This is a genomic window from Nocardia barduliensis (assembly GCF_013315795.1).
GTDB lineage: Bacteria > Actinomycetota > Actinomycetes > Mycobacteriales > Mycobacteriaceae > Nocardia > Nocardia barduliensis.
The window spans coordinates 1-19066 of the sequence record NZ_JABLTE010000038.1 but is presented as its reverse complement, the minus strand read 5'-3'; the positions used below and the strand labels follow the sequence as shown (position 1 = coordinate 19066).

The 19066-nt window shown below is 68.3% G+C and carries 20 protein-coding genes and 1 pseudogene; 8 read left to right on the top strand and 13 right to left on the bottom strand.

The annotated features are described in order from the left end of the window. Nucleotides 1–609: 609 nt before the first annotated feature. The gene (locus tag HOV91_RS18035) at nucleotides 610–2862 is read right to left on the bottom strand and encodes a serine/threonine-protein kinase (protein WP_174186571.1); all 2253 of its coding nucleotides are present in this window, start codon (nucleotides 2860–2862) and stop codon (nucleotides 610–612) included. 76 nt (nucleotides 2863–2938) lie between these two features. Between HOV91_RS18035 and HOV91_RS18030 the strand changes: the two genes are divergently transcribed. Together HOV91_RS18030 and HOV91_RS18025 are read left to right on the top strand one after the other, a co-directional pair. After that, nucleotides 2939–4021: an NAD(P)H-dependent amine dehydrogenase family protein gene (locus tag HOV91_RS18030; RefSeq protein WP_174186570.1), complete on the top strand. Its 1083-nt coding sequence runs from the start codon at nucleotides 2939–2941 to the stop codon at nucleotides 4019–4021. After that, a complete protein-coding gene (locus HOV91_RS18025; protein WP_174186569.1) occupies nucleotides 4018–4509 on the top strand; it encodes a carboxymuconolactone decarboxylase family protein in 492 nt (163 codons plus the stop codon). The genes HOV91_RS18030 and HOV91_RS18025 overlap by 4 nt, the downstream gene beginning before the upstream one ends. A gap of 15 nt (nucleotides 4510–4524) precedes the next feature. Here HOV91_RS18025 and HOV91_RS18020 read toward each other — a convergent pair whose 3' ends face one another. Together HOV91_RS18020 and HOV91_RS18015 are read right to left on the bottom strand one after the other, a co-directional pair. Next, a complete protein-coding gene (locus HOV91_RS18020; protein ID WP_174186568.1) occupies nucleotides 4525–5124 on the bottom strand; it encodes a hypothetical protein in 600 nt (199 codons plus the stop codon). 184 nt (nucleotides 5125–5308) lie between these two features. Beyond that, entirely contained in the window at nucleotides 5309–6871 is a 1563-nt protein-coding gene (locus HOV91_RS18015; protein WP_246350347.1) for an amino acid permease, read from the bottom strand. A gap of 151 nt (nucleotides 6872–7022) precedes the next feature. Between HOV91_RS18015 and HOV91_RS18010 the strand changes: the two genes are divergently transcribed. Then, nucleotides 7023–8396, top strand: a complete 1374-nt coding sequence (locus HOV91_RS18010; protein ID WP_174186567.1) for an FAD-dependent oxidoreductase — start codon at nucleotides 7023–7025, stop codon at nucleotides 8394–8396. A 22-nt stretch (nucleotides 8397–8418) separates the two neighbouring features. Here the strand turns inward: HOV91_RS18010 and HOV91_RS18005 are convergent, their stop codons facing one another. Together HOV91_RS18005 and HOV91_RS18000 are read right to left on the bottom strand one after the other, a co-directional pair. After that, entirely contained in the window at nucleotides 8419–8811 is a 393-nt protein-coding gene (locus HOV91_RS18005) for an ankyrin repeat domain-containing protein (protein ID WP_174186566.1), read from the bottom strand. 39 nt (nucleotides 8812–8850) lie between these two features. Then, nucleotides 8851–9480, bottom strand: a complete 630-nt coding sequence (locus HOV91_RS18000) for a UdgX family uracil-DNA binding protein (protein ID WP_174186565.1) — start codon at nucleotides 9478–9480, stop codon at nucleotides 8851–8853. Nucleotides 9481–9647: 167 nt separating this feature from the next. On the opposite strand from HOV91_RS18000, the gene HOV91_RS17995 reads away from it, so the two are divergent. Continuing rightward, nucleotides 9648–10952, top strand: a complete 1305-nt coding sequence (locus HOV91_RS17995; RefSeq protein ID WP_174186564.1) for a glycosyltransferase 87 family protein — start codon at nucleotides 9648–9650, stop codon at nucleotides 10950–10952. A 26-nt stretch (nucleotides 10953–10978) separates the two neighbouring features. On the opposite strand, the gene HOV91_RS17990 is transcribed toward HOV91_RS17995, so the two are convergent. Further along, nucleotides 10979–11425, bottom strand: coding sequence for a nuclear transport factor 2 family protein (locus HOV91_RS17990; RefSeq protein ID WP_174186563.1), 447 nt, complete (start codon nucleotides 11423–11425; stop codon nucleotides 10979–10981). Nucleotides 11426–12025: 600 nt separating this feature from the next. Here HOV91_RS17990 and HOV91_RS17985 point away from each other — a divergent pair. Beyond that, nucleotides 12026–12790 (top strand): trans-aconitate 2-methyltransferase, encoded by a 765-nt coding sequence (locus HOV91_RS17985; protein ID WP_174186562.1) that lies wholly within the window; start codon nucleotides 12026–12028, stop codon nucleotides 12788–12790. A 38-nt stretch (nucleotides 12791–12828) separates the two neighbouring features. On the opposite strand, the gene HOV91_RS17980 is transcribed toward HOV91_RS17985, so the two are convergent. Next, nucleotides 12829–13191 (bottom strand): ANTAR domain-containing protein, encoded by a 363-nt coding sequence (locus HOV91_RS17980; RefSeq protein ID WP_312884672.1) that lies wholly within the window; start codon nucleotides 13189–13191, stop codon nucleotides 12829–12831. Between the two features lie 179 nt (nucleotides 13192–13370). Here HOV91_RS17980 and HOV91_RS17975 point away from each other — a divergent pair, with 179 nt between their 5' ends. Then, nucleotides 13371–13649 carry a hypothetical protein gene (locus HOV91_RS17975; protein ID WP_043732364.1) on the top strand — a complete coding sequence of 93 codons (279 nt, stop codon included), beginning with the start codon at nucleotides 13371–13373 and terminating at the stop codon, nucleotides 13647–13649. A 71-nt stretch (nucleotides 13650–13720) separates the two neighbouring features. On the opposite strand, the gene HOV91_RS17970 is transcribed toward HOV91_RS17975, so the two are convergent. From HOV91_RS17970 to HOV91_RS17950, 5 genes are all read right to left on the bottom strand, one after another. Beyond that, complete coding sequence (locus HOV91_RS17970) at nucleotides 13721–13915, bottom strand: hypothetical protein (protein WP_174186561.1); 195 nt, start codon at nucleotides 13913–13915, stop codon at nucleotides 13721–13723. Between the two features lie 173 nt (nucleotides 13916–14088). After that, nucleotides 14089–14514, bottom strand: a complete 426-nt coding sequence (locus HOV91_RS17965; RefSeq protein ID WP_217440666.1) for a MerR family transcriptional regulator — start codon at nucleotides 14512–14514, stop codon at nucleotides 14089–14091. A 9-nt stretch (nucleotides 14515–14523) separates the two neighbouring features. Beyond that, nucleotides 14524–15075, bottom strand: a complete 552-nt coding sequence (locus HOV91_RS17960) for a class I SAM-dependent methyltransferase (protein WP_174186560.1) — start codon at nucleotides 15073–15075, stop codon at nucleotides 14524–14526. A gap of 148 nt (nucleotides 15076–15223) precedes the next feature. Next, nucleotides 15224–15982 carry an SDR family oxidoreductase gene (locus HOV91_RS17955; RefSeq protein ID WP_174186559.1) on the bottom strand — a complete coding sequence of 253 codons (759 nt, stop codon included), beginning with the start codon at nucleotides 15980–15982 and terminating at the stop codon, nucleotides 15224–15226. A gap of 255 nt (nucleotides 15983–16237) precedes the next feature. Continuing rightward, nucleotides 16238–16405 (bottom strand): hypothetical protein, encoded by a 168-nt coding sequence (locus tag HOV91_RS17950; RefSeq protein WP_169334529.1) that lies wholly within the window; start codon nucleotides 16403–16405, stop codon nucleotides 16238–16240. Nucleotides 16406–16957: 552 nt separating this feature from the next. Here HOV91_RS17950 and HOV91_RS17945 point away from each other — a divergent pair. After that, nucleotides 16958–17719, top strand: a complete 762-nt coding sequence (locus tag HOV91_RS17945; RefSeq protein ID WP_174186558.1) for a hypothetical protein — start codon at nucleotides 16958–16960, stop codon at nucleotides 17717–17719. A 231-nt stretch (nucleotides 17720–17950) separates the two neighbouring features. Beyond that, nucleotides 17951–18622, top strand: a pseudogene (locus HOV91_RS17940) (dienelactone hydrolase family protein); the annotation flags it as partial. Here the strand turns inward: HOV91_RS17940 and HOV91_RS17935 are convergent. Further along, on the bottom strand, nucleotides 18603–19066 hold a 464-nt coding region (locus HOV91_RS17935), incomplete at its 5' end, for a CapA family protein (RefSeq protein WP_174186556.1). The pseudogene HOV91_RS17940 and the gene HOV91_RS17935 sit on opposite strands and share 20 nt — an antisense overlap.

Sequence of the window (19066 nt, the reverse complement as noted above, 5' to 3'; positions counted from 1 at the left end):
GGCCAGGGCGTCGCTCCATGCGTCGACCCCGGCCAGCGAACGCCCGTGCAGGTCGAGATAGCCGTCGACGACCGAGAGTCCCATACCGAGCCCACGCAGTCCGGCGGGCGGCGCGGCGGAGATCATCGTCAAGGTGACCGTGGTGGGCGCAGGGCCGACTTGCTCGGTGTACATCGGATAGACCATGCTGCCGGACCAGACGATCGGGTCCGCGCTCGTGTAGCGCGCGGCCAGCGGCAGTTCTTCGGGCGAATTCCGGGCGGCCCACGACGAATATCGCTCGTTCACTGTCGCGCGCCTGCCTTTCCACCCGATCCCGACCGCCGTCCCCGCGCCGGGCGGCGGGGTATACCGTACTCGCCGCGAATCAGAACCGCGCCCGATCCCCTGGCGGTCGGTGATGCCCCTGGCGTCAACGCTACCGGGGAGTTCACTCCATTTCCCAATGGTGCGCAGCGGCGTGTCCACCCCGCTCTCGATGCTCGACCGGCTACCGCGGCGCGATCTCCGCCGCGCGGAGAGAGACCCGCCACGGGCTGGCCGCTGAGGCGGCGTGGGCCCATTCGCGGGCGCCGCGGTGATCGTCCGGGCACCAGGCCCGGGCGCGGGCTACCGGCGCCCGGCGGCGAGCCGTTCCAGCGCGGCCAAGTCCTTTTCCAGCATCCGGAACAGCCAGTACACGCCGATGAACGCCACCGCGGTGCCTGCGCAGAGCACGCGGAGCGGCACGATGACGGCGGGGATGTCCGCCGGCGGGATGAAAGTCGCGCCCGCGACGCCGAGCAGCGGGACGGCGGCGGCGAGGACGAGAAAGTATGTGCTGTCGGCGTCCAGCTGCCGCAGGCGGAGCGCGTCCTCGGCGCCGAGGCCGCTGTGCGGGAGGAACATCGGGTACAGCGACCGCACCGCGTAGAAACTTACCAAGAAGTACGGGTAGGCCATCGCGATGGCGCCGCAGACGATCTGGGTGAGGAAGAAGTGCAGGTAGGACGCTGCGGTGATCTGATTGCCGGACACCTGGACCGACACCGGGACCGCCACGCCCGCGACCGCCCAGAGCGCGAAACACGTGAGCACGTTGCGTCTGCCCAGTCGCAACGTGTCAGCCCGGGCCCCCGCGAGGGCCTGCCAGCCGTACGGTCTGCCCTTGCGCAACCCGCGCGCGATCGACCAGAGCGGGGCGATCAGCAGATTGGTCACCACGAAGCCGATCAGGAAGCACACCGCGTAGGTCCCGAGCGCGACCTGGTCGAAGCGGTGCTGCGCTTGCGCGTCGAGTTTGTCGATGATCAGCGTGCGATTGTGGTTGTAGCCGTACCAGATCGCGAGCGCGTTGGGTACGGCGATGGCCAGCGCCATGATCGGATGCATCAGCAGGCGGGCGCGCAGCCGCCAGCTGTTCGGCGGCGGGTCGACGAGATCGCGGGCACGGGCGTCGAGGCTGACCGCGAGCTGCTGGGCCATGTCGGCGCCGGTCGGCCAGCGGTGGGCGGGGTCCGGGTCGAGCGCACGGACGAGGGCACGCTGTAACGCCTCCGGGCAGTCCGGGGGCAGGTCGGCGTAGGGCAGATCGCGCGGGCTGTGGGATCGGCGTTCGAGCATCGCGTCGAGGGCGGTGCGGTCGCCGCCGGTCACCGCGTCGTCGTCGAAGGGCTTGCGGCCGGTGAGCAGTTCCCAGAGCACGACGGCCAGGGCGTACAGATCACTGCGGGTGTCGAGATCCGCGGCGGTGGCGGGCAGGTCCGGATGCACCGCGGCGAGTTGCTCGGGTGACATGTACGCCAGCGAACCACCGAAATACGCGACCGGGCTGGCACCGGAGACGTTGCCGCTGAAGCTGATGTTGAAGTCGGCCAGTTTGGGGACGCCGTCGGCGGTGAGCAGGACATTGGCCGGCTTGACGTCGCGGTGCAGTACTCCGGCCCGGCCCGCGTAGTCGAGCGCCTCCGCCAAGCGCCGCCCGAGCCAGGCGACGGTCTCGGGCCAGGACAGTCCGGCCAGTTCGGCGCGCAGCGGCGATTCACTGGGCCGGATCTCGCCTTTCGTGGCGAGCACCCCGTCGATGACTTCCAGCAGCATCGCTCCGCCGCGCTGTGCCTGTGGTGTCGCGCGCACACGTTCGAGCACCGTGAACAGGGTGCCGCCCGGCACGTACTGCATGTACAGCAGGCGCAGTTTCCGGCTCACCAGCACGCGCTGGTCGAAGACGCGCACGATGTAGTCGTGGTCGAGCTGGGCGAGCGTCTGTGGCTCGGCGCCTTTGTCGCGGGAGATCTTCAGCGCGACCAGTCGCTGCATCGACCGCTGCCGGGCCAGGAAGACCCGGGCGAACGCGCCGCGGCCCAGCCCGGTCATCAGGTCGAAGTCGTCGATCTTCTGTCCCGCGGCGAGGGCGTCGAGATCGGCAGGTTCGGCGGCCGTCGTCAGCGTGCTGTGGTAGTCGTCGGTGGCGAGCAGTTCCGAGAGCTGGTCGGCCTGGTCGGGGTAGGCGGCGGTGTATTCGGTGACGTCGACCGAGCCGCCCGCGCGCCTGCGGACGTGGAACTCCTCGTAGATCAGGTCCGGCGGCAGCGGCCAGGTGCGCAGTTCCGGGAGTTCCTCGACATAGTCGGCCAGCCGTTTCGGCGCGGTTCCACGACTCCACCGGTTGGCCAGGTCGACCTTGATCAGTTCGATCAGCGAGACCCGGCGGATCGCGGGCGAGTCCGGCAGATACGCGGCCAGTTCCGGGGGAGTCTCCGCCGTGCGCCACGCGTCGGCGAAGCGTTCGACCACCTCGGCGACGCCGATGCCCCGCGCTTGCCCGGGCGATCGGCCCGCTTCGGCCGTCGCCCCCCGAACCGGCGGGGCGGGGTGCGCCATGGGGGCATCGTATCGGACGCGAGCGGGCTTTCGCGGAACGCCGAACGGCTGACCAAGCGCTTGCTACGCTCGATCGATGATCTCCACGGTGGTCTGGGGCACCGGCAACGTCGGCCGGGCGGCTATCCGGGCCGTCGACGCCCATCCGGCGCTGCGCCTGACCGGCGTGCTCGTGCACGCTCCGGCGAAAGTCGGTCGCGACGCGGGCGAACTCGCCGGGTTCGGGCGCGAACTCGGCGTCGCCGCCACCGACGACATCGGCGAAGTGCTCGGTGCGCGCCCGGACGCGGTGGTCTACGCGGCCTCCGGCGACATCCGCCCCGACGACGCGCTCACCGACATCGTGCGCGCACTCCGCGCGGGCGCGGTGGTCGTCACCCCGGCCCTCTACGCCCTCTACGACCCCCGCAACGCACCGCCGGAGATACGGGATCCGGTGCTGGCCGCGATCGCCGAAGGCGGCGGATCGCTGTTCGTCTCCGGCATCGACCCCGGCTGGGGCAACGATGTGCTGCCCCTGCTGATCAGCGGGCTCGGCAGCACGGTGGAGACGATCCGCTGCCAGGAGATCTTCGACTACTCCACCTATGACCAGCCGGACTCGGTGCGCTATCTGGTCGGCATGGGTCAGCCGATGGACTACGAGCCGCCGATGCTCGCGCCGTCGGTGCCGACCATGGTCTGGGGCGGGCAGATTCGGCTCATGGCTCGGGCGCTCGGTGTCGCACTCGACGAGATCCGGGAGACGCTGGACCGGCGCGCCCTGGACGTCACCGTCGCCACGGCCGCCATGGGCGAGTTCGCGGCGGGCACCCAGGGAGCTGTGCGATTCGAGGTCCAAGGCATCGTCGAGGGGCAGCCGCGTCTGGTCGTCGAGCACGTCACCCGCATCCATCCGTCCTGCGCGCCGGACTGGCCGACGCCGGCCGACGGCGGCGCCGGCGCGCACCGGGTGATCATCGAAGGACATCCGCGGATCGAAGTGACCGTCGAGGCGACCGACGAAGACGGCAACCGGTCCGCGGGCGGGAACGCCACGGCCGTCGGCCGCCTGGTCGGCGCCATCGACTGGCTGGTGGCCGCGAAGCCCGGACTCTACGACGCACTGGACATTCCTTTGCGTCCCGCGGTCGGCAAACTCGGAAGGAAACACACATGATCATCGACATTCCCGAGGGGAAGGATCCGATCGGCTACGTCTGGGGCGAGATGGTTCCCGGAATCGGTGTGGCCGCCTCGAATTTCTCGCTGTCGGTGTATTCGCACAGCACGCTGGGACTGCGCGAATTCGAGGCCGCGAGGCTGCGCATCGCCCAGATCAACGGCTGCCTGTTCTGCATGGACTGGCGCACCGAGCGCGACGGAGCGAAGGTCGAACCCGAATTCGCCGACGCCGTCGCCAATTGGCGCACCACCGACGCCTTCGACGAACGCACCCGGCTCGCCGCCGAATACGCCGAACGCTACGCCATCGATCACCACAATCTGGATGCGGAATTCTGGAGCCGGATGTTCGCCGGCTACAGCCAAGCGGAAGTGGTCGAGTTGAGCATGAGCATCGGCTCATGGCTCGCTTTCGGGCGGCTCAATCACGTCCTCGGCCTGGACGCGGTCTGCGTGCTGCCGAGTCATGCCACCGGCCGGTAGCACGCCGCCAGGAGTTCACACCGGAATTCGCGACACCCACGCGGGCTGCCCATCGACCAGGCCCAGTTCGAACTCCTCCGGAGCGTCGAGCACGGCGCCCAGTTGACGCAGCGCTTGATCCGCCGAGATCTCCGCGGGAAAGCGGATGTATTCCAGAGTGGCGCCGGATATCCGGGCCCGGAATCGGTACCGGAATTCCACCTGGCCCGCGTAGGTCAGCGCGATGCGTCCCTGCCAGTCGATGTCGTGCCTGCCGTCGGCGCGCCGGGTGAAGAACACTTCCTGGTCGGCGACCGAATCGTGCCCGAGCAGATAGATGTTGAACGCCAGGCATTCCACGTCGTCGGCGTGGGCCAAGGGCAGCGGATCGACCGTGAGGCGTTGCGGCTGGTCGGATCTCAGCAGAAAGGGGCGGCCCGGCGCGGCAGCCCGCAGCCCGGTGGCGTCGTCCTCGCCCCAATACGTGGACGAGAGCGTGCAGCTGTGATAGTTCTGCCAGACGATCGGCGACAGCCAGCTTTCGCAATCCTCCTCGTCGTCACCGGGATCGCGTTCGGCGTTGTATGCGGCGGACCGAAGATGCAGATCGAACCACAGGCCGCCGGCCTGGTCCATGCGGCCGGTCCACGCGAACTCTTCGATCGCGTGCCCCTCCGGCCACGGATTTCCCGGGAAAACGATTCTCCCAGCCGGCGAAAAACACACCAGGTCGGTCCTTTCCATGCCGACACACCCTAGCGACCGAGGCCGACAAACTCGACATGCCAGATCCGGGAAGCCGCGTCCGGCTCGCCGCGCCTCAGGCGCCGGCCTGCGCTTGCTCCTCCGGCCTGTCGGTGGGCGGCTCGTCCACGGTCCGCTTCGGCCCGGTGAACCAATCGCGGGCCGACACCAGCCACCAGATACCGATCGCGCCCACCACGCCGACCAAGGTGATCGGCGCGTAATTCACGGTGGTCCAGGTGAACTCGCTGTGCCAGGGGTAGCCGCGGGCGTCGGTGGGCAGGATGAACAGGAAGCTGATCAGCGCGATCCAGATCAGCGCGACCACACCGATCGGGCGGTACCAGGCCCCCAGCTGCCATGGGCCGGTGCGGAATCGAGCCCCGTGGCGCTGGCGCAGCAGGATCGGAATGCCATAGGCGATGTAGAGCCCGATCGTCGCCACCGAGGTGGCCGCGGCGTAGGCGGTCGGCGCGTTCGCCGCAGGCACCAGCATCGAGGGGATCAGCAGCACGAAGGCGAAGAACGAGATGAACAGCACCGCGTTCACCGGCACCCGCCGCGCGGAGAGCCGCGACCAGAACTTCGAACCGGGCACCGCGCCGTCGCGGGCGAAGGCGAACAGCATCCGGGAAGCCGAGGTCACCGAGGCGTATCCGCAGAACAGTTGCGCTACCGCCGCGATGATCAGCAGCAGTCCCGACCAGAACCCGCTCAGCGAGTTCTCCAGGATGTAGATCACGGGGTATCCGCTGTTCTTCTCTGGATCCAGCGCGTCGTCCAGATTCGGAATGGCGAAGGTCACCGCCATGATGAGCAGATATCCGGCGATCGCCGAGACGACGATCGTGTTGATGATGCCTTTGGCCGCCATGCGGGACGCGTCGTGCGTCTCCTCCGACATATGGGCGGACGCGTCGTAGCCGGTGAACGTGTACTGCGCGTGCAGCAGCCCGAGCAGGAAACTGAACGCGACCCCGCCGAATCCGATCGCACTGTTGTCGACCGTCTCGGTGAACACGAACTCGGCGCTCTGGTGCTGTCGCGCGCCGAAGCCGAGCACCACCACGAAGATCGCCACGCCGCCCACGTGCCACCACGCGGATACGTTGTTGATCACCGCCGACAGATGCGGGCCGAGGACGTTCAAGACGGCGTGCAGCACCAGGATCGCGGCGAACACCAGGAAGATCGCGGTGCGGTCGGTGCCGATGTCGATTCCGACGACGTTCAGCACGACCGTGGTGAAGATCGCCGCGCCGTAATCGATCGCCGCGGTGACGGCGATCTGCCCGATCAGGTTGAACCATCCGGTGAACCAGCCCCACACCGGTCCGCCCAGTTCGGCGGCCCACCAGTACAGCCCGCCCGAGGTCGGGTAGGCGGAGGCCAGTTCCGCCATGGCCAGGCCCACCAACAGCACCATGACCGAGACCAGGGGCCACCCCCAGGCCATCGTGATCGGCCCGCCGTTGGCCAAACCGATGCCGTAACTGGCCAATCCACCGGTGAGGATGGACACGATGGTGAAGCTGATGGCGAAATTCGAGAAGCCGGACCAGGATCTGGCGAGTTCTTGTTTGTAGCCCAGTTCGGCCAGCCGACGTTCGTCGTCGGAAGGGGATCGAGTCTCGGTCATATCGTGCTCCCGGGTGAAAACGCTGCCCTCATACCGCGTTTGCCAGACGTTCAGTGTGAAGTACCGATCGGTCAACCGCACGGCAACCAGCGAATCCGCGAAACAACCGCCCCGGCGCCCGGGTGGTGCGCGCCGAACGTAGCGTAGGACCATGAGCGAGCGACTGGTGGTCATCGGCGGTGACGCGACGGGGATGTCGGCAGCCTCGCAGGCGCGCCGGATGAAGGACGCGAACGCGCTGGAGATCGTCGTCTTCGAACGCGGCGGATTCACCTCGTACTCGGCCTGCGGCATCCCCTACTGGGTCGGCGGGCAGGTCGCCGAGCGGGACGACCTCATCGCGCGCACACCGGAGGAGCACCGCTCCCGCGCCATCGACCTGCGCCTGCACACCGAGGTGACCGAGATCGACGCCGACGCGGCCCGGGTGCGTTACCGCGACAGGGAATCCGGCGCACCGGCCTGGCTGCCCTACGACCACCTGGTGATCGCCACCGGCGCCCGTCCGCTGCGCCCGGCCCTGCCCGGCATCGACGCTCGCGGTGTGCACGGCGTGCAGACCCTCGACGACGGGCAGGCGTTGCTCGAGACGCTGGAGCAGACGCGCGGCAACCGCGCCGTGGTCGTCGGGGCAGGCTACATCGGCGTGGAGATGGCCGAGGCCCTGATCCGGCGCGGCTACGACGTCACGATGGTCAACCGCAGTGCCGAACCGATGTCCACGCTCGATCCGGACATGGGCGCCTTGGTCCGTGACGCCATGTGCGGAATGGGCATCAAGGTGGTCGGCGACGCGCAGGTGTCCGAGATCCGGACCGGTGCCGACGGCCGAGTCGCCGCGGTGGTCACCGACACCGCGGAATATCCCGCGGACGTCGTGGTGCTCGGCATCGGCGTGCGACCGGAGACCGACCTGTCCCGCGCCGCCGGTCTGCCGCTCGGGCAGCACGGCGGGCTGCGGACCGATCTCGCCATGCGGGTGCGCGGGTACGAGAACATCTGGGCGGGCGGCGATTGCGTGGAGGTGCTGGACCTGGTCTCCGGCCGCGAACGCCACATTCCGCTGGGCACGCACGCCAACAAGCACGGTCAGATCATCGGAGCGAACATCGGCGGGGGATACGCGGTCTTCCCCGGCGTGGTGGGCACCGCGGTCAGCAAGGTCTGCGAACTGGAGGTCGCCCGGACCGGTCTCCGCGAGAAGGACGCTCGCGCGGCGGGCCTGCAATACGTGACCGTCACCGTCGAATCCACCAACCGAGCGGGCTATTACCCCGACGCGGCGCCGATGACGGTGAAGATGCTCGCCGAGCGTTTCACCGGCCGCTTGCTCGGGACGCAGATCGTGGGACGCGAGGGTGCGGGCAAACGGGTGGACATCGCGGCGGTCGCGCTGACCGCCAGGATGACCGTCGAGCAGATGACGATGCTCGATCTCGGCTATGCCCCGCCGTTCTCGCCGGTATGGGACCCGGTTCTGGTGGCCGCGCGCAAGGCCGTCACCGCGGTACGCGAGCGCGGGTAGTCGCGCTCAGGCGTCGAGCTGCTCAGGCGTCGAAGAGTTCGAGCACGTCGGTCTTGCCGAACATGACGGCGGCGGCGCGGGCGGACGGGGTGCCCGCGTCCGGGTCGGCGCCCGCCGCCGCGAGCTGCCGCACGATCTCGGTCTCGCCCTTGAACACCGCTCCCGCCAGTGGAGTCTGGCCCTTGTCGTTGGCGCGGTTCGGATCGGCCGACCGCTTCAGCAGGGTCGCCACCGCATCGGCGTGCCCGTGGTAGGCGGCGAGCATGAGCAGCGTGTCGCCCGACTCGTTGGTGAGGTCCACCGGCACGCCCGCGTCCACGTAGGCGGCCAAGCTCGCGGCGTCTCCGCGCCGCGCGAAGTCGAACACCTTGGTGGCCAGCTCGAGTAGTTCCGGATCGAACTCGTCAGCGCTCATCTGCTCACTCCTATCATGGATGCGCGGGGTCGCCCGAACTCAGCGCTTCGCGGCGGGCTTTCCCAGTTGTTCCCGCACGATGCGCAGATCGGCGACGAATGCCTCGTAGGCCGCCGTCCGATCGGGAGCGCGCAACACCGAAGACGGGTGCACCGTGGCGATCACGCGGAAGCCCGCCGTCTCGACGATCTCGCCGCGGCGCTCGCTGACCTTGAACGACGGGCCGAGCACCGCCTGCGCGCCGATCGCGCCGAGGCACACCACCAAGCGCGGTCGCAGCAGGTCGAGTTCGGCGTCCAACCACGCCGAGCACGCGACCACCTCGGTGCGGCCCGGCTGCTTGTGAATGCGCCGCTTGCCACGCTCCACGAACTTGAAGTGCTTGACCGCGTTGGTCACGTAGACCGCGTCGCGGTCGATGCCGACCTCCGCCAGCGCCCGGTCGAGCAGCCGTCCCGCCGGACCGACGAACGGCCGGCCCAGGACGTCCTCCTGATCGCCGGGCTGCTCGCCGATCAGCACGACGTCCGCGTCCGGGGGACCGGCGCCGAACACGGTCTGGGTGGCGTGGCGGTAGAGATCGCAGCCGTGGCAGTCACAGGCCGCTTGCCGCAGGCGCGCCAGATCCGCGTCCTCGGGCACGTACATCGCGGCGCCGGGTGCCTTCATCGCTGCTCGCCTCCTGCCTTCACCGGGGCAGCGACCGGCGTTCGCCGACCTCCCGCACCGGCTGGTGCTGGTGGCGGCTTACCCGTTTCCCCGGCCCTCACGCCACCGGCGCCGATCCGCCTCCCATGTGGTGAAGCAGCGGAGGCAGGTCGGTATAGTCGCCGCGGATGAGTAGTGTCACCGCCGCCGCCGCAACGCCGATGTCCCGGAACCGTCGACTCTGGCGTGTGATGCGGCTGGCACCGGTCCTCTCGGTCGCGTTATCGGCGTACTGTCTGCTGACACCGGTCTGGCCGTTCCACGAGATCACCGGCGGGTTCATCGACCTGCAGGTGTATCGGCTGGGCGTGGACGCCATGCGCCACGGCGCCGACATGTACGGGCAACTGCCGCAGACCACCATCGGTGCGGGCCTGCCGTTCATCTACCCGCCGTTCGCCGCGCTCGCGCTGGGTCCCTTCGCGATGCTGCCGTGGGACGTGGCCGCACTGAGCTTCTTCGTCTCCTCCGTGGCCGCTCTCGCCCTGACGCTCTATCTGGTGGCGCGGCGCGTCTGGCCCGACGAGGCGCAGCGGCGGCTGGCGGTCTGGGCCACCGCCTGTGCCGCCCCGCTGGGACTGCTGCTGGAACCGATCCATTCCACGCTGGATTTCGGTCAGGTCAACCTGCTGCTGATGGCGCTGGTCGCCGCCGATTGCCTCACCCACAAGCCGCGCTGGTCGCGGGGCATGCTGATCGGCGTCGCGGCCGCGATCAAGCTGACGCCCGCCGCCTTCGTGCTCTACTTCCTGGTCCGCCGGGACTACCGCGCCGCCGCGACCGCCGCGGTCACCGGTGCGGCGGCGACGGCGCTGGGTTTCGCGATTCTGCCCAAAGAGTCGGTCAAGTACTGGTTCGGCGGCCTCGGCAACGTGTCCGGGCTGAGCGGCTCGGCATTCCACACCAACCAGTCGATCCAAGCGGTGTTCGCTCGATTCGAAGTGCCCGAGCCCGCGTTCACCGCCCTCTGGGTGGTGCTCGGCGCGTTGGTGCTCGCGCTGGTCGTCACCGCGATGCGCCGCGCCGCCGACCTGCCCGCGCTCGCGCTGGCCATCAACGCCGTGTTCACGCTGCTGGTCTCGCCGATCTCCTGGTCGCACCACTGGGTATGGATCGCGCCCGCCTTGTTCGCCGTCGCAGGCTACGCGACCCGGCTGCCCGCGAGGCGGGCGATCGGCTGGTGGGCGACGTTCGTGGCGACCGCGGCGGTGTTCGTCATCGGCCCGCACAACTGGCTGCCCGACGGCGAGCATCGCGAGTCCGCGTGGACGCCTTGGCAGCATTTCATCGGCAACACCTACGTGTGGTTCAGCGTGGTGCTGGTCGTGCTGTTCCTGCTCACCAGCGGGCGGTCGGTCGCCAAGAGCGCGGAGCCCGCGCAGGCCGAGCCGACGCACCGGTCGGACGAGCCCTCGGCGGTGTCCGCGCGCTGAGGCGTCCGCGGCGATTTCCGGCCGCGTCAGCCCGTGCCGGGGGCGGACGGCGCCACGAAGAGAAAGCTCTTCTCCTCGACGCGCGATTTGATACGCCACTTCCCGTGGACACGGACGAACGTGTCCAGGTACCAAAATCCGCAGAACATCATCGTGGGCGGTCCGTCACCGCCGGACACCATCATGGGGTTGTGGCACATCGTCCGGCCGGTGGCCGTGTCGCCGTGGACTTCGATGGACGAGTTGCTGATCAGGTGCTGAAACGCCGGGAAGTTCGGTAGCACGGAGGCGAGGAAATCCTTCGTCGCCGCCAGATCGCCCACCGAGCCGCCCATGGCCGAATAGTCGATGTGCGCGTCCGGGGTGAACACCTGGTCGAGCAGGTCCCATTGCCGGGTGTCGACCGCGTGCGAATAGCGCACCATGAGGTCTTCGATCTCGAGTCGATCCGAAATCTCCTGCAACGACAGCATGCCCGCCTCCGATCGACGTCGTTCCGGGTAGATGCCACCAGGATTCGGCGTGCGAGGCAAGATCCGCGCGGGCTAGGTCCGGTGCGGCAGGATGTTCAGTACCAGTGTGAGCCCCGCCACGATGCTCACACACGCCACGACAGTCGAGAACACGGACTGCGTGATCGTGGCGATGCCGATCGAAAAGGCAAGGCACGTGGCCAAAGCAAGCGCGCCGGTTCCCGGTTCCACACCGGCGATCCGGGTTGGTCGGTGATCCGTCATAGCTATGTAATACCCAGCGCCGCCCGTTACGAAACCGTGATAGACAGTCGGTTTTCCGCCCCGGGCGTGTTCGCAGGTCACTGGGCCGAGAGCGGTCGGCCGGATCGAGCGAAAACCCCAGATGTCACAGTTGGGGGGCGGCCTCGCATCGGTCTATCTCTGCGTAACCACCTGACGAGTACCGGCTTTCGCGGGCGGGACGAGCAGCGCCCGGGAGCGGTCGTGGCCGCGGCTGGTCGCCACCGACGGGTTGCCTTTCTCGCGCACCTTCTTCTGAGCGCACTCACGGCGTACAGTACGTACGTACGGTTTGTTGGCGAGTTCACGGAGCGGCCGATGTGGGATCCACAGCAGTACCTCGCGTTCGACGACCATCGAACGCGGCCGTTCCTCGATCTGCTGAGCCGGGTGACGGCGGCCGAGCCGCGGGTGGTGGTCGACCTGGGTTGCGGACCCGGTCACCTCACCGAGATCCTGGCGCGGCGTTGGCCCGGTGCGACCGTGCGAGCGCTCGACTCGTCCCCAGAGATGGTGGCGGCGGCGCGTGATCGAGGCGTCGACGCGACGCTCGGTGCGGTGCAGGAATGGCAACCGGGCGCGCGGACCGACGTCGTCGTCTGCAATGCCGTCCTGCACTGGGTGCCCGGGCATCCCGGTTTGCTGACCGAGTGGATGCGGCGCCTGCCCACGGGCGCGTTCCTGGCCATCCAGGTACCCGGCAACTTCGACGCTCCGTCGCACCGGGCGATCCGGCAAGTGGCCGCGCGGGACGAGTGGCGCGACGCGCTCGGCGGAGCGGGCATCCGCGAGCCGCGTGCGGTGCTCGATCCCGCGGGATATGCCGACCTGCTCGCCGACTCGGGCGCCGCGGTCGATGCTTGGGAAACGACCTACCTGCAGCGCTTGACGGGTGAGGACCCGGTGCTGGAATGGGTCACGGGCACGGCGCTGCGACCGGTGCGCGGCGCTCTCGACGACGCGCGGTGGCAGGAGTTCACCGCACAGCTCGCCCCGCTGCTGCGCAGCGCCTATCCCCGGCGTGCCGACGGCACCACCTGGCTGCCGTTCCGGCGTGTGTTCGCCGTCGCCCGGAAGCGGTAGCGCACCCCGTCCCTGCGGTACGGACAATCGCAGGACAATCAGCTGTCCCGAGTCCGGGCTGCGGCCCCGGATGTCGGCGGATGGAACGGCAGGTGCCCTTCGCCGGGCGGCGGATCGTCACCGGTCTGCTCGTGCGCGGTCGACAGCAGCCGGGTGACGCGGGTGCGCAGTTCGCCGGGTACCGCGCGCACGCCGATCGACGGCAGTTCGGCGGCCACGTTGGCGGCGAGCACCCGCAGCTTGGTGTTGGTTTCCTGGGATCGAACGCGCAGCAGCGTGAACGCTTCGTCGGCGTCGACCCCGTAGACCAGCATGACCGCGCCTTTGGCTTGTTCGATCACCGCCCGCGCGGCTACCGGATCCAGGTCGCCCGTCGCTGCGCCGTCGCCGTGGTAGCTCACACCTCCGCACTACCCGGCCTCGGCGATTCGACACCGATTGCAGGGGTAGCAGTCGATCCCGCGGATGTCCTATTGCCTCATAGGAGGCTTGACGACAACCGCCGAGATCGCGATACTTCGAACGTCATAGCGATTGCGTATAACTTGCCCTGCGGAAACGCGACGGAGACAGATCAATGATGATCCATACGGCAGTCGAAGCATTGCTCATGGCCCAGGTGGAGGACCCCGTCCCCGAGGCTCCCCCGAACTCGGAGAAAATCCTCCAGCTGTTCCGGTATTTCACCTGGTTCGTGATTCTCTCCGGTGTCACCGGCATCGCCTACGCCGGAGGAAAGTTCGCCTGGGAGAAGTGGAACGGTGGTCCACTCGCGTCGGCGAAGATGGTCGCGGGTGGCATGCTCGGTGGCGTGATCGCCACCAGCGCGGGGACGATCATGAACGCGCTGATCGGTTGACCCGGTCGACGGCGCGGTGCAGCCGGATGCGGCTGCGCCGTCCGTCGAATGCGTCCGGTCGGCCGTCGCCGCTAGTCGGTGACCTCCAGTTCGACCAATTGAGCTGAGGATTTCTCGCGCCGGTCGGTCTCCACGCCGAAGACCGCGACGACGAGATCGCCGCCCGGCTGGACCACTCCCGCTTGCGTGAGGGTGCCGTAACCGACGACGGATTCGCCGACATGGTCGCCGAGTTCCGCAGCCGGGATTCGAATTGTCCTGCCCATGGGGCACCTCTATCGGGTCGAAGTGTCACGGTCTGCTGTGTCACTGTTCGCGGAACTCGATCCTAATCCGCGAAAACAGGCGCAGAACCCCCCGCGTGCCGCCGAGACCGCGCACGGCGGCGGTGCAGTGGCAAACCCCACCCTCACGACGTATTTTCCTGCGCTATAACAATTTACCCTCGCGGCCTCGACCGGTTCGTGACCAGGACGAGCGCGTCGGCGACCTTGGCCCGGAAGTGTGGACACTCGCGGAAGTCCGCGGCGTCGCAGTCGAGTGCGTGCGCAATGGTCGCCAGCGCCGCGGTGTCCCGGCTGATCCGGTGCGCGAGCTGGTCGCGATGCGCGCGCAGCAGTTCGCGGCGAGCGGTGCGGTCGGCGGCCTCGGCGAACAGCGCGGCGAGTTCGTCCAGCGACAAGCCGACCTGCTTGCCGAGCAGGATCATCGCCACGGTCTCCGCGTCGTCGGGGTGATACCGGCGACGCCCTGCGCCGTCGCGCCGCGGCGCGAGCAATCCGACCTCCTCCCAGTGCCGCAGCACATGAGTGGCCAGCCCGAACCGCGCCGCGAGCTCACCGATCGACATGTCGCCGCCCGCCATACCCGCACTCTAAGCGGCGCGGGCGGTGAGCCGCGAATACAGCCCGATCGGATGGCGCCGGGGGCGCACCGGCTCGCGCCGCACCGTCGCCGCCTCGAAGCGACGGCGCAAGGCGCTGAGCGCGGCCCCCGAGCGCACGAATCGGAAGTCGTAGATCGCCACCGCCCCGCCGGGACGCAGCACGCGCGCCAGCTCCGCGATCGCCTGGTCGACCCGCGGCCATTCGTGCATGCTCAGGCTGGAGACGACCAGGTCGAAGCTGTCGTCGGGATAGGGAAGCGCGCCGACGTCACCGACCGAGAGTTCGGCCGCACCGGACAGCCTCGTCTCGGCGAGAGCGATCATGTGCGGTGACAGGTCGACGCCATGCGCTCGCAGATCGGGTCGCCGGGCAACCACCTGCTCCAGCAGCTTTCCCGGCCCCGTCCCGACGTCGAGCACCCATGCGCCCGGCCGCGCGGCCGCGTCGACGTCGTTGGCGATGTGGCGGTACAGGCCGCCGAGCAGGCGAGTCGCCCGCTGGTCGTAGCCCCGGCTCTGCTTTTCTCCGAAAGTGGTCATGGCTGCCTCTCCTCGTGGTGCGCTAAGCTTGCGAGTTGAGGTCGACCTGAAGTCAAGCCGAAAGGGCGGGGCCTGCCGCGCGGGCTCGATCGAGAAGGACCGGCGAGGGCACACCGGTCGTGGCGGTTGGAGCCCGAGCGGCCCGAGGTCACGGCTGGACGGGATACTTCCGGTCGAGCCATTGCCCGAATGTCGGCCCGGCGATGATCGCATCGGGTCCGGGCAAGAGAGCGCCGGTGGCCTGCAATTCGTGATTCGGGTCGTCGGGGTCGACGATCTCTTCCACTCGAGCCGGTTCACCCCGTCGCGCCGCCACTTCGGCCGCGGCCGCGGCGAGGTCGAATTCTTCCGGCCCGGCGATCTCGGCCGATTCCGGCGCGGACGGCGCCACGGCAGATTCGGCCAATCGCTCGGCGACCGTTCGGGCGTCGACGAGCCGCGCCCGGTACTTCGGGACATAAGCCGTGTCGCCGCGGGTCGTCCAGTCGAGCATCATTTCGGTGAATTCGTGGAATTGGGCAGCGCGCAGGATGCGTACCGGCACCGGGCCTTTCAGATAGGCGTTCTCCTGTGCGAGTTTCCCGGCGTAGTGCCCCGAAGTGAATCGGTCGATGCCGATGATGGAGATCAGGGCGATCCGCCGCACCCCGGCGGCGGCTGCCTCGCGTTGCACATTCCGCGCGATGGTGCGGAAGAAATCGGTCACCGCTTCGGTGTCGGTGGTCGTCGCGTTGACCGCGTCCACCACGACATCCGCGCCGGCCAGTGCCGGCGCCAAGCCATCCCCGGTATAGACGTCCACCCCGGTCGATCGGGCGATCCCGACGACATCGTGGCCCTGGTTCCGCAGTATGCCGATCACCTCCCGGCCGATCAGCCCGCTAGCCCCGATCACTGCTACTCGCATCGCAACCTTCCCTCAACTCGTTGGTCCGATGAGTAGACGAAGCGGCCTCGACCGGTGTGACATGACCAGGTTCCGATCACAGCTGCGCCGCATCGGTCGATCCACGCGCGGCGGCAGCTGCTCGGTTGTGCCTCCAGACGTCGGTTTCGAGTGCGAGTCGGCGACATGCCCGGCACATCGCTGGCCCGGACTCGCGCAGATGTAGAAACGGATTCGTGCGGCCGCTCTATCTCCGGTGCGGCCGCACCGTGGGACTCAGATGCACCAAACGACGCTGCCGAGCGGAACGCACAGAACGACCGAGCCCCATACCGGCGTCGCTGCGTCCGACGGTGTTTCTGCGGAAACGGCGGGAGCTGCGATGACGCCCACGGACAAGGCCATTGCGGTCGCGGCGACGATTTTCGTGATTCTCATGGACATTTGTACATCCTTTGGCTCGAGTGAAACTTATCTATGACTCACGGATTTCATGCTTCACCCTAAGGCCGGGCAGCACCAGGCAAAGTAATGTCAAGTTCCCCGGCGTTGCGTAACAGGAAGATCACCACTTGTGCCTTTTTCGGGGTAGCGGCATCGAACCAGGGCGGGAAACAAACCGAAAGAATCCTTATTCCCCACGGTATGCCCGGATTGTGTACTTCGATCAGCGCTCGAGATCTTCTTTGCCGCGTGGCGCGGTTCGGACGGTGCGCCAACCTCCTCCGACCGGGCGCTACCGTGGCCGAGCGCGGTCGAACCGGCCGAGCGACGAAGGGGTAACAGTCGGCCACGGGATCGTTACGTCGGGGGAGCGGATGCGGATTCCGTCGTACCGCTCCCAGCCGAACGGGCAACGTCTGCCGACCCACATCCGCCGACGAAGCCCGAACGTCACAGGGCAGCTCGTACGGCCCGCCGTTATTGCCGTGTGCACTTCCCACTGGCGGTGAGCCACACCCGAATTGCGCGGTCGGCCGCCCCTAAACTGGAACGATGGTGCAGCCGACGCCCTGGCAGTCGAAAGAAACTGGAGACGGCCGTCCTCCCCAACAGAACTGGGCGGAGCGGGGTGCCGTACCGGCAAAAGCAATTCTGGTCGCGCTGCGCGGGTATTGGGGCTACGTGTGGGCCGCGGTCGGCAGCCTCGTGACGCTGGTGTTGCTGTTCCAGCCGTGGATGACCGCGCGCGGTGCGGACGGCAGCGTCAGCACCAACGCGTTCGGCCGGATGCAGATCACCACCAAGTTCCTCAACGTGTGGTCGAAATCGGGTCCGCGCCCCGCGCATATCACCGGCTTCTGGGCTCTGCTCGCCTGTGCCGCCATCGTCATCACGATCTTGGCGATCGTGATCAATCTGCGCCTCCGCATCGAGGCACTCAACCGATTGGCGACGATATCCGCCTTGCTCGCGGCGCTGTTGGTGGTGTTCACCGTGCTCTACGTGAACAGCAAGGGCGGTGAGCTGAAAGCGATGGTGGGACGCCGTACGGACCTGGGCGGCCAGGTCGGGTCGTTCATCAACTGGGCGTTCGGCAACGGCAGACTCGTGGTGCCGGGTGTCGGGCAAGTCGCGTACTCGTCCGCGGGGCTCACCCCGTGGGCGCTGCTCGCCGGCGCGTCGTCGCTCGGCTCGGCCGTCGCCGCCGTCGCCCAGTGGATCCGCAACAGATCGGGCAGTCTGTTCCGCCTGCCGTGGCAGGTCCAGGTCGTCGCGTCGAAGCGGCCACCCGCCGAACCGGAAGACAAGGACTGACCGTCGGCCGCTGACCGCACCGAGCGGGCCGGAGTAGATCGCCCGGATCACTACGTGAGTACGCGGTTCGAGGCGGTATCGCATGGTCGGTACAGAGGTACTCAGATCGTGTGCGTGAACGGCGTCGAGGTGGCCGGAAGGAACTGACGGTGCCCGCGGACGTGCCCTACGCGTTCGTGGTCCCTCTTGCGACGACGGACCTCATCGGGTACGCCGGATATCAGGAGGTGTTCGATGCCATCCGCGCCCCGGTCCCCGACGCGGACCGAAGAGGTCATCGTGCCGTCGGAAAGCATCCGGCTGGCGGGGGTACTGGCTGTGCCACCGGAACGCACCGCCCTGATCGCCTTCGCGCACGGCAGCGGCAGCGGCAGGCGCAGTCCGAGAAACCGGTTCGTCGCCGAGGTTCTCCAGCGAGCGGGGTTCGCGACGATGCTGGTCGATCTGCTCACCCTCGACGAGGAGGGTGACCGTTCGCATGTCTTCGACATCGAGCTGCTCGCTCGACGCCTGGTCGATGTGACGCACTGGCTGCGGACGCGGCCGGACCTCGGCGGCCTGCCCACCGGATACTTCGGGGCGAGCACCGGCGCGGGCGCCGCACTGTGGGCGGCGACCGAGCCGGGTATCGAGATCGCGGCGGTGGTCTCGCGGGGCGGTCGGCCGGATCTGGCCGGTCCGCGGTTGGGTTCGGTCCGCGCACCCACACTGCTCATCGTCGGCGGCAACGACCGGAGGGTGCTGGAAGTCAACCGGGACGCCCAGCTACGGATGCCATGTCCGAGCGAACTCGACATCGTCCCCGGCGCGACCCATCTGTTCGAGGAGGCCGGCGCGCTCGAGCAAGTCGCCGACCTGGCCGCTCAGTGGTTCGCCCGCCATCTCACCGCCGTGCCGCACTGAACACCACCGGCAGGTCGTCGGGTCGAACGGTGACGCGGGTGCCGAAGCCCCGGCTGATGTCCTCGATCTTCTCGCACAGCCACCGGGATTCGCTGCGCGGCGCCCACTCCAGGCGCATGTGCCGCTCGCGCAGGGGGATCAGCCGGACCTCCGCCGAGCCGGGATCGACGCGCACCAGATACAGCGGATGTAGATCGGCGTGGTATCGCTCGTGGCCGCGGATGCCTTCGTAGTCGTCGATGACATCACCGCAGCCGTACAGGATCGGTTTGCCGCGATAGATCTCGATGGGCCGCGGATGGTGCGCGGAGTGCCCGTGCACCAGATCGATTCCGGCCTCGATCAATCGGTGCGCGAACTGCGTTTCGGTGCGCGCTACTTCGTAGCCCCAGTTCGGTCCCCAATGCACGGAGACGATGCCGATATCGCCGGCGCGCTTGTGCG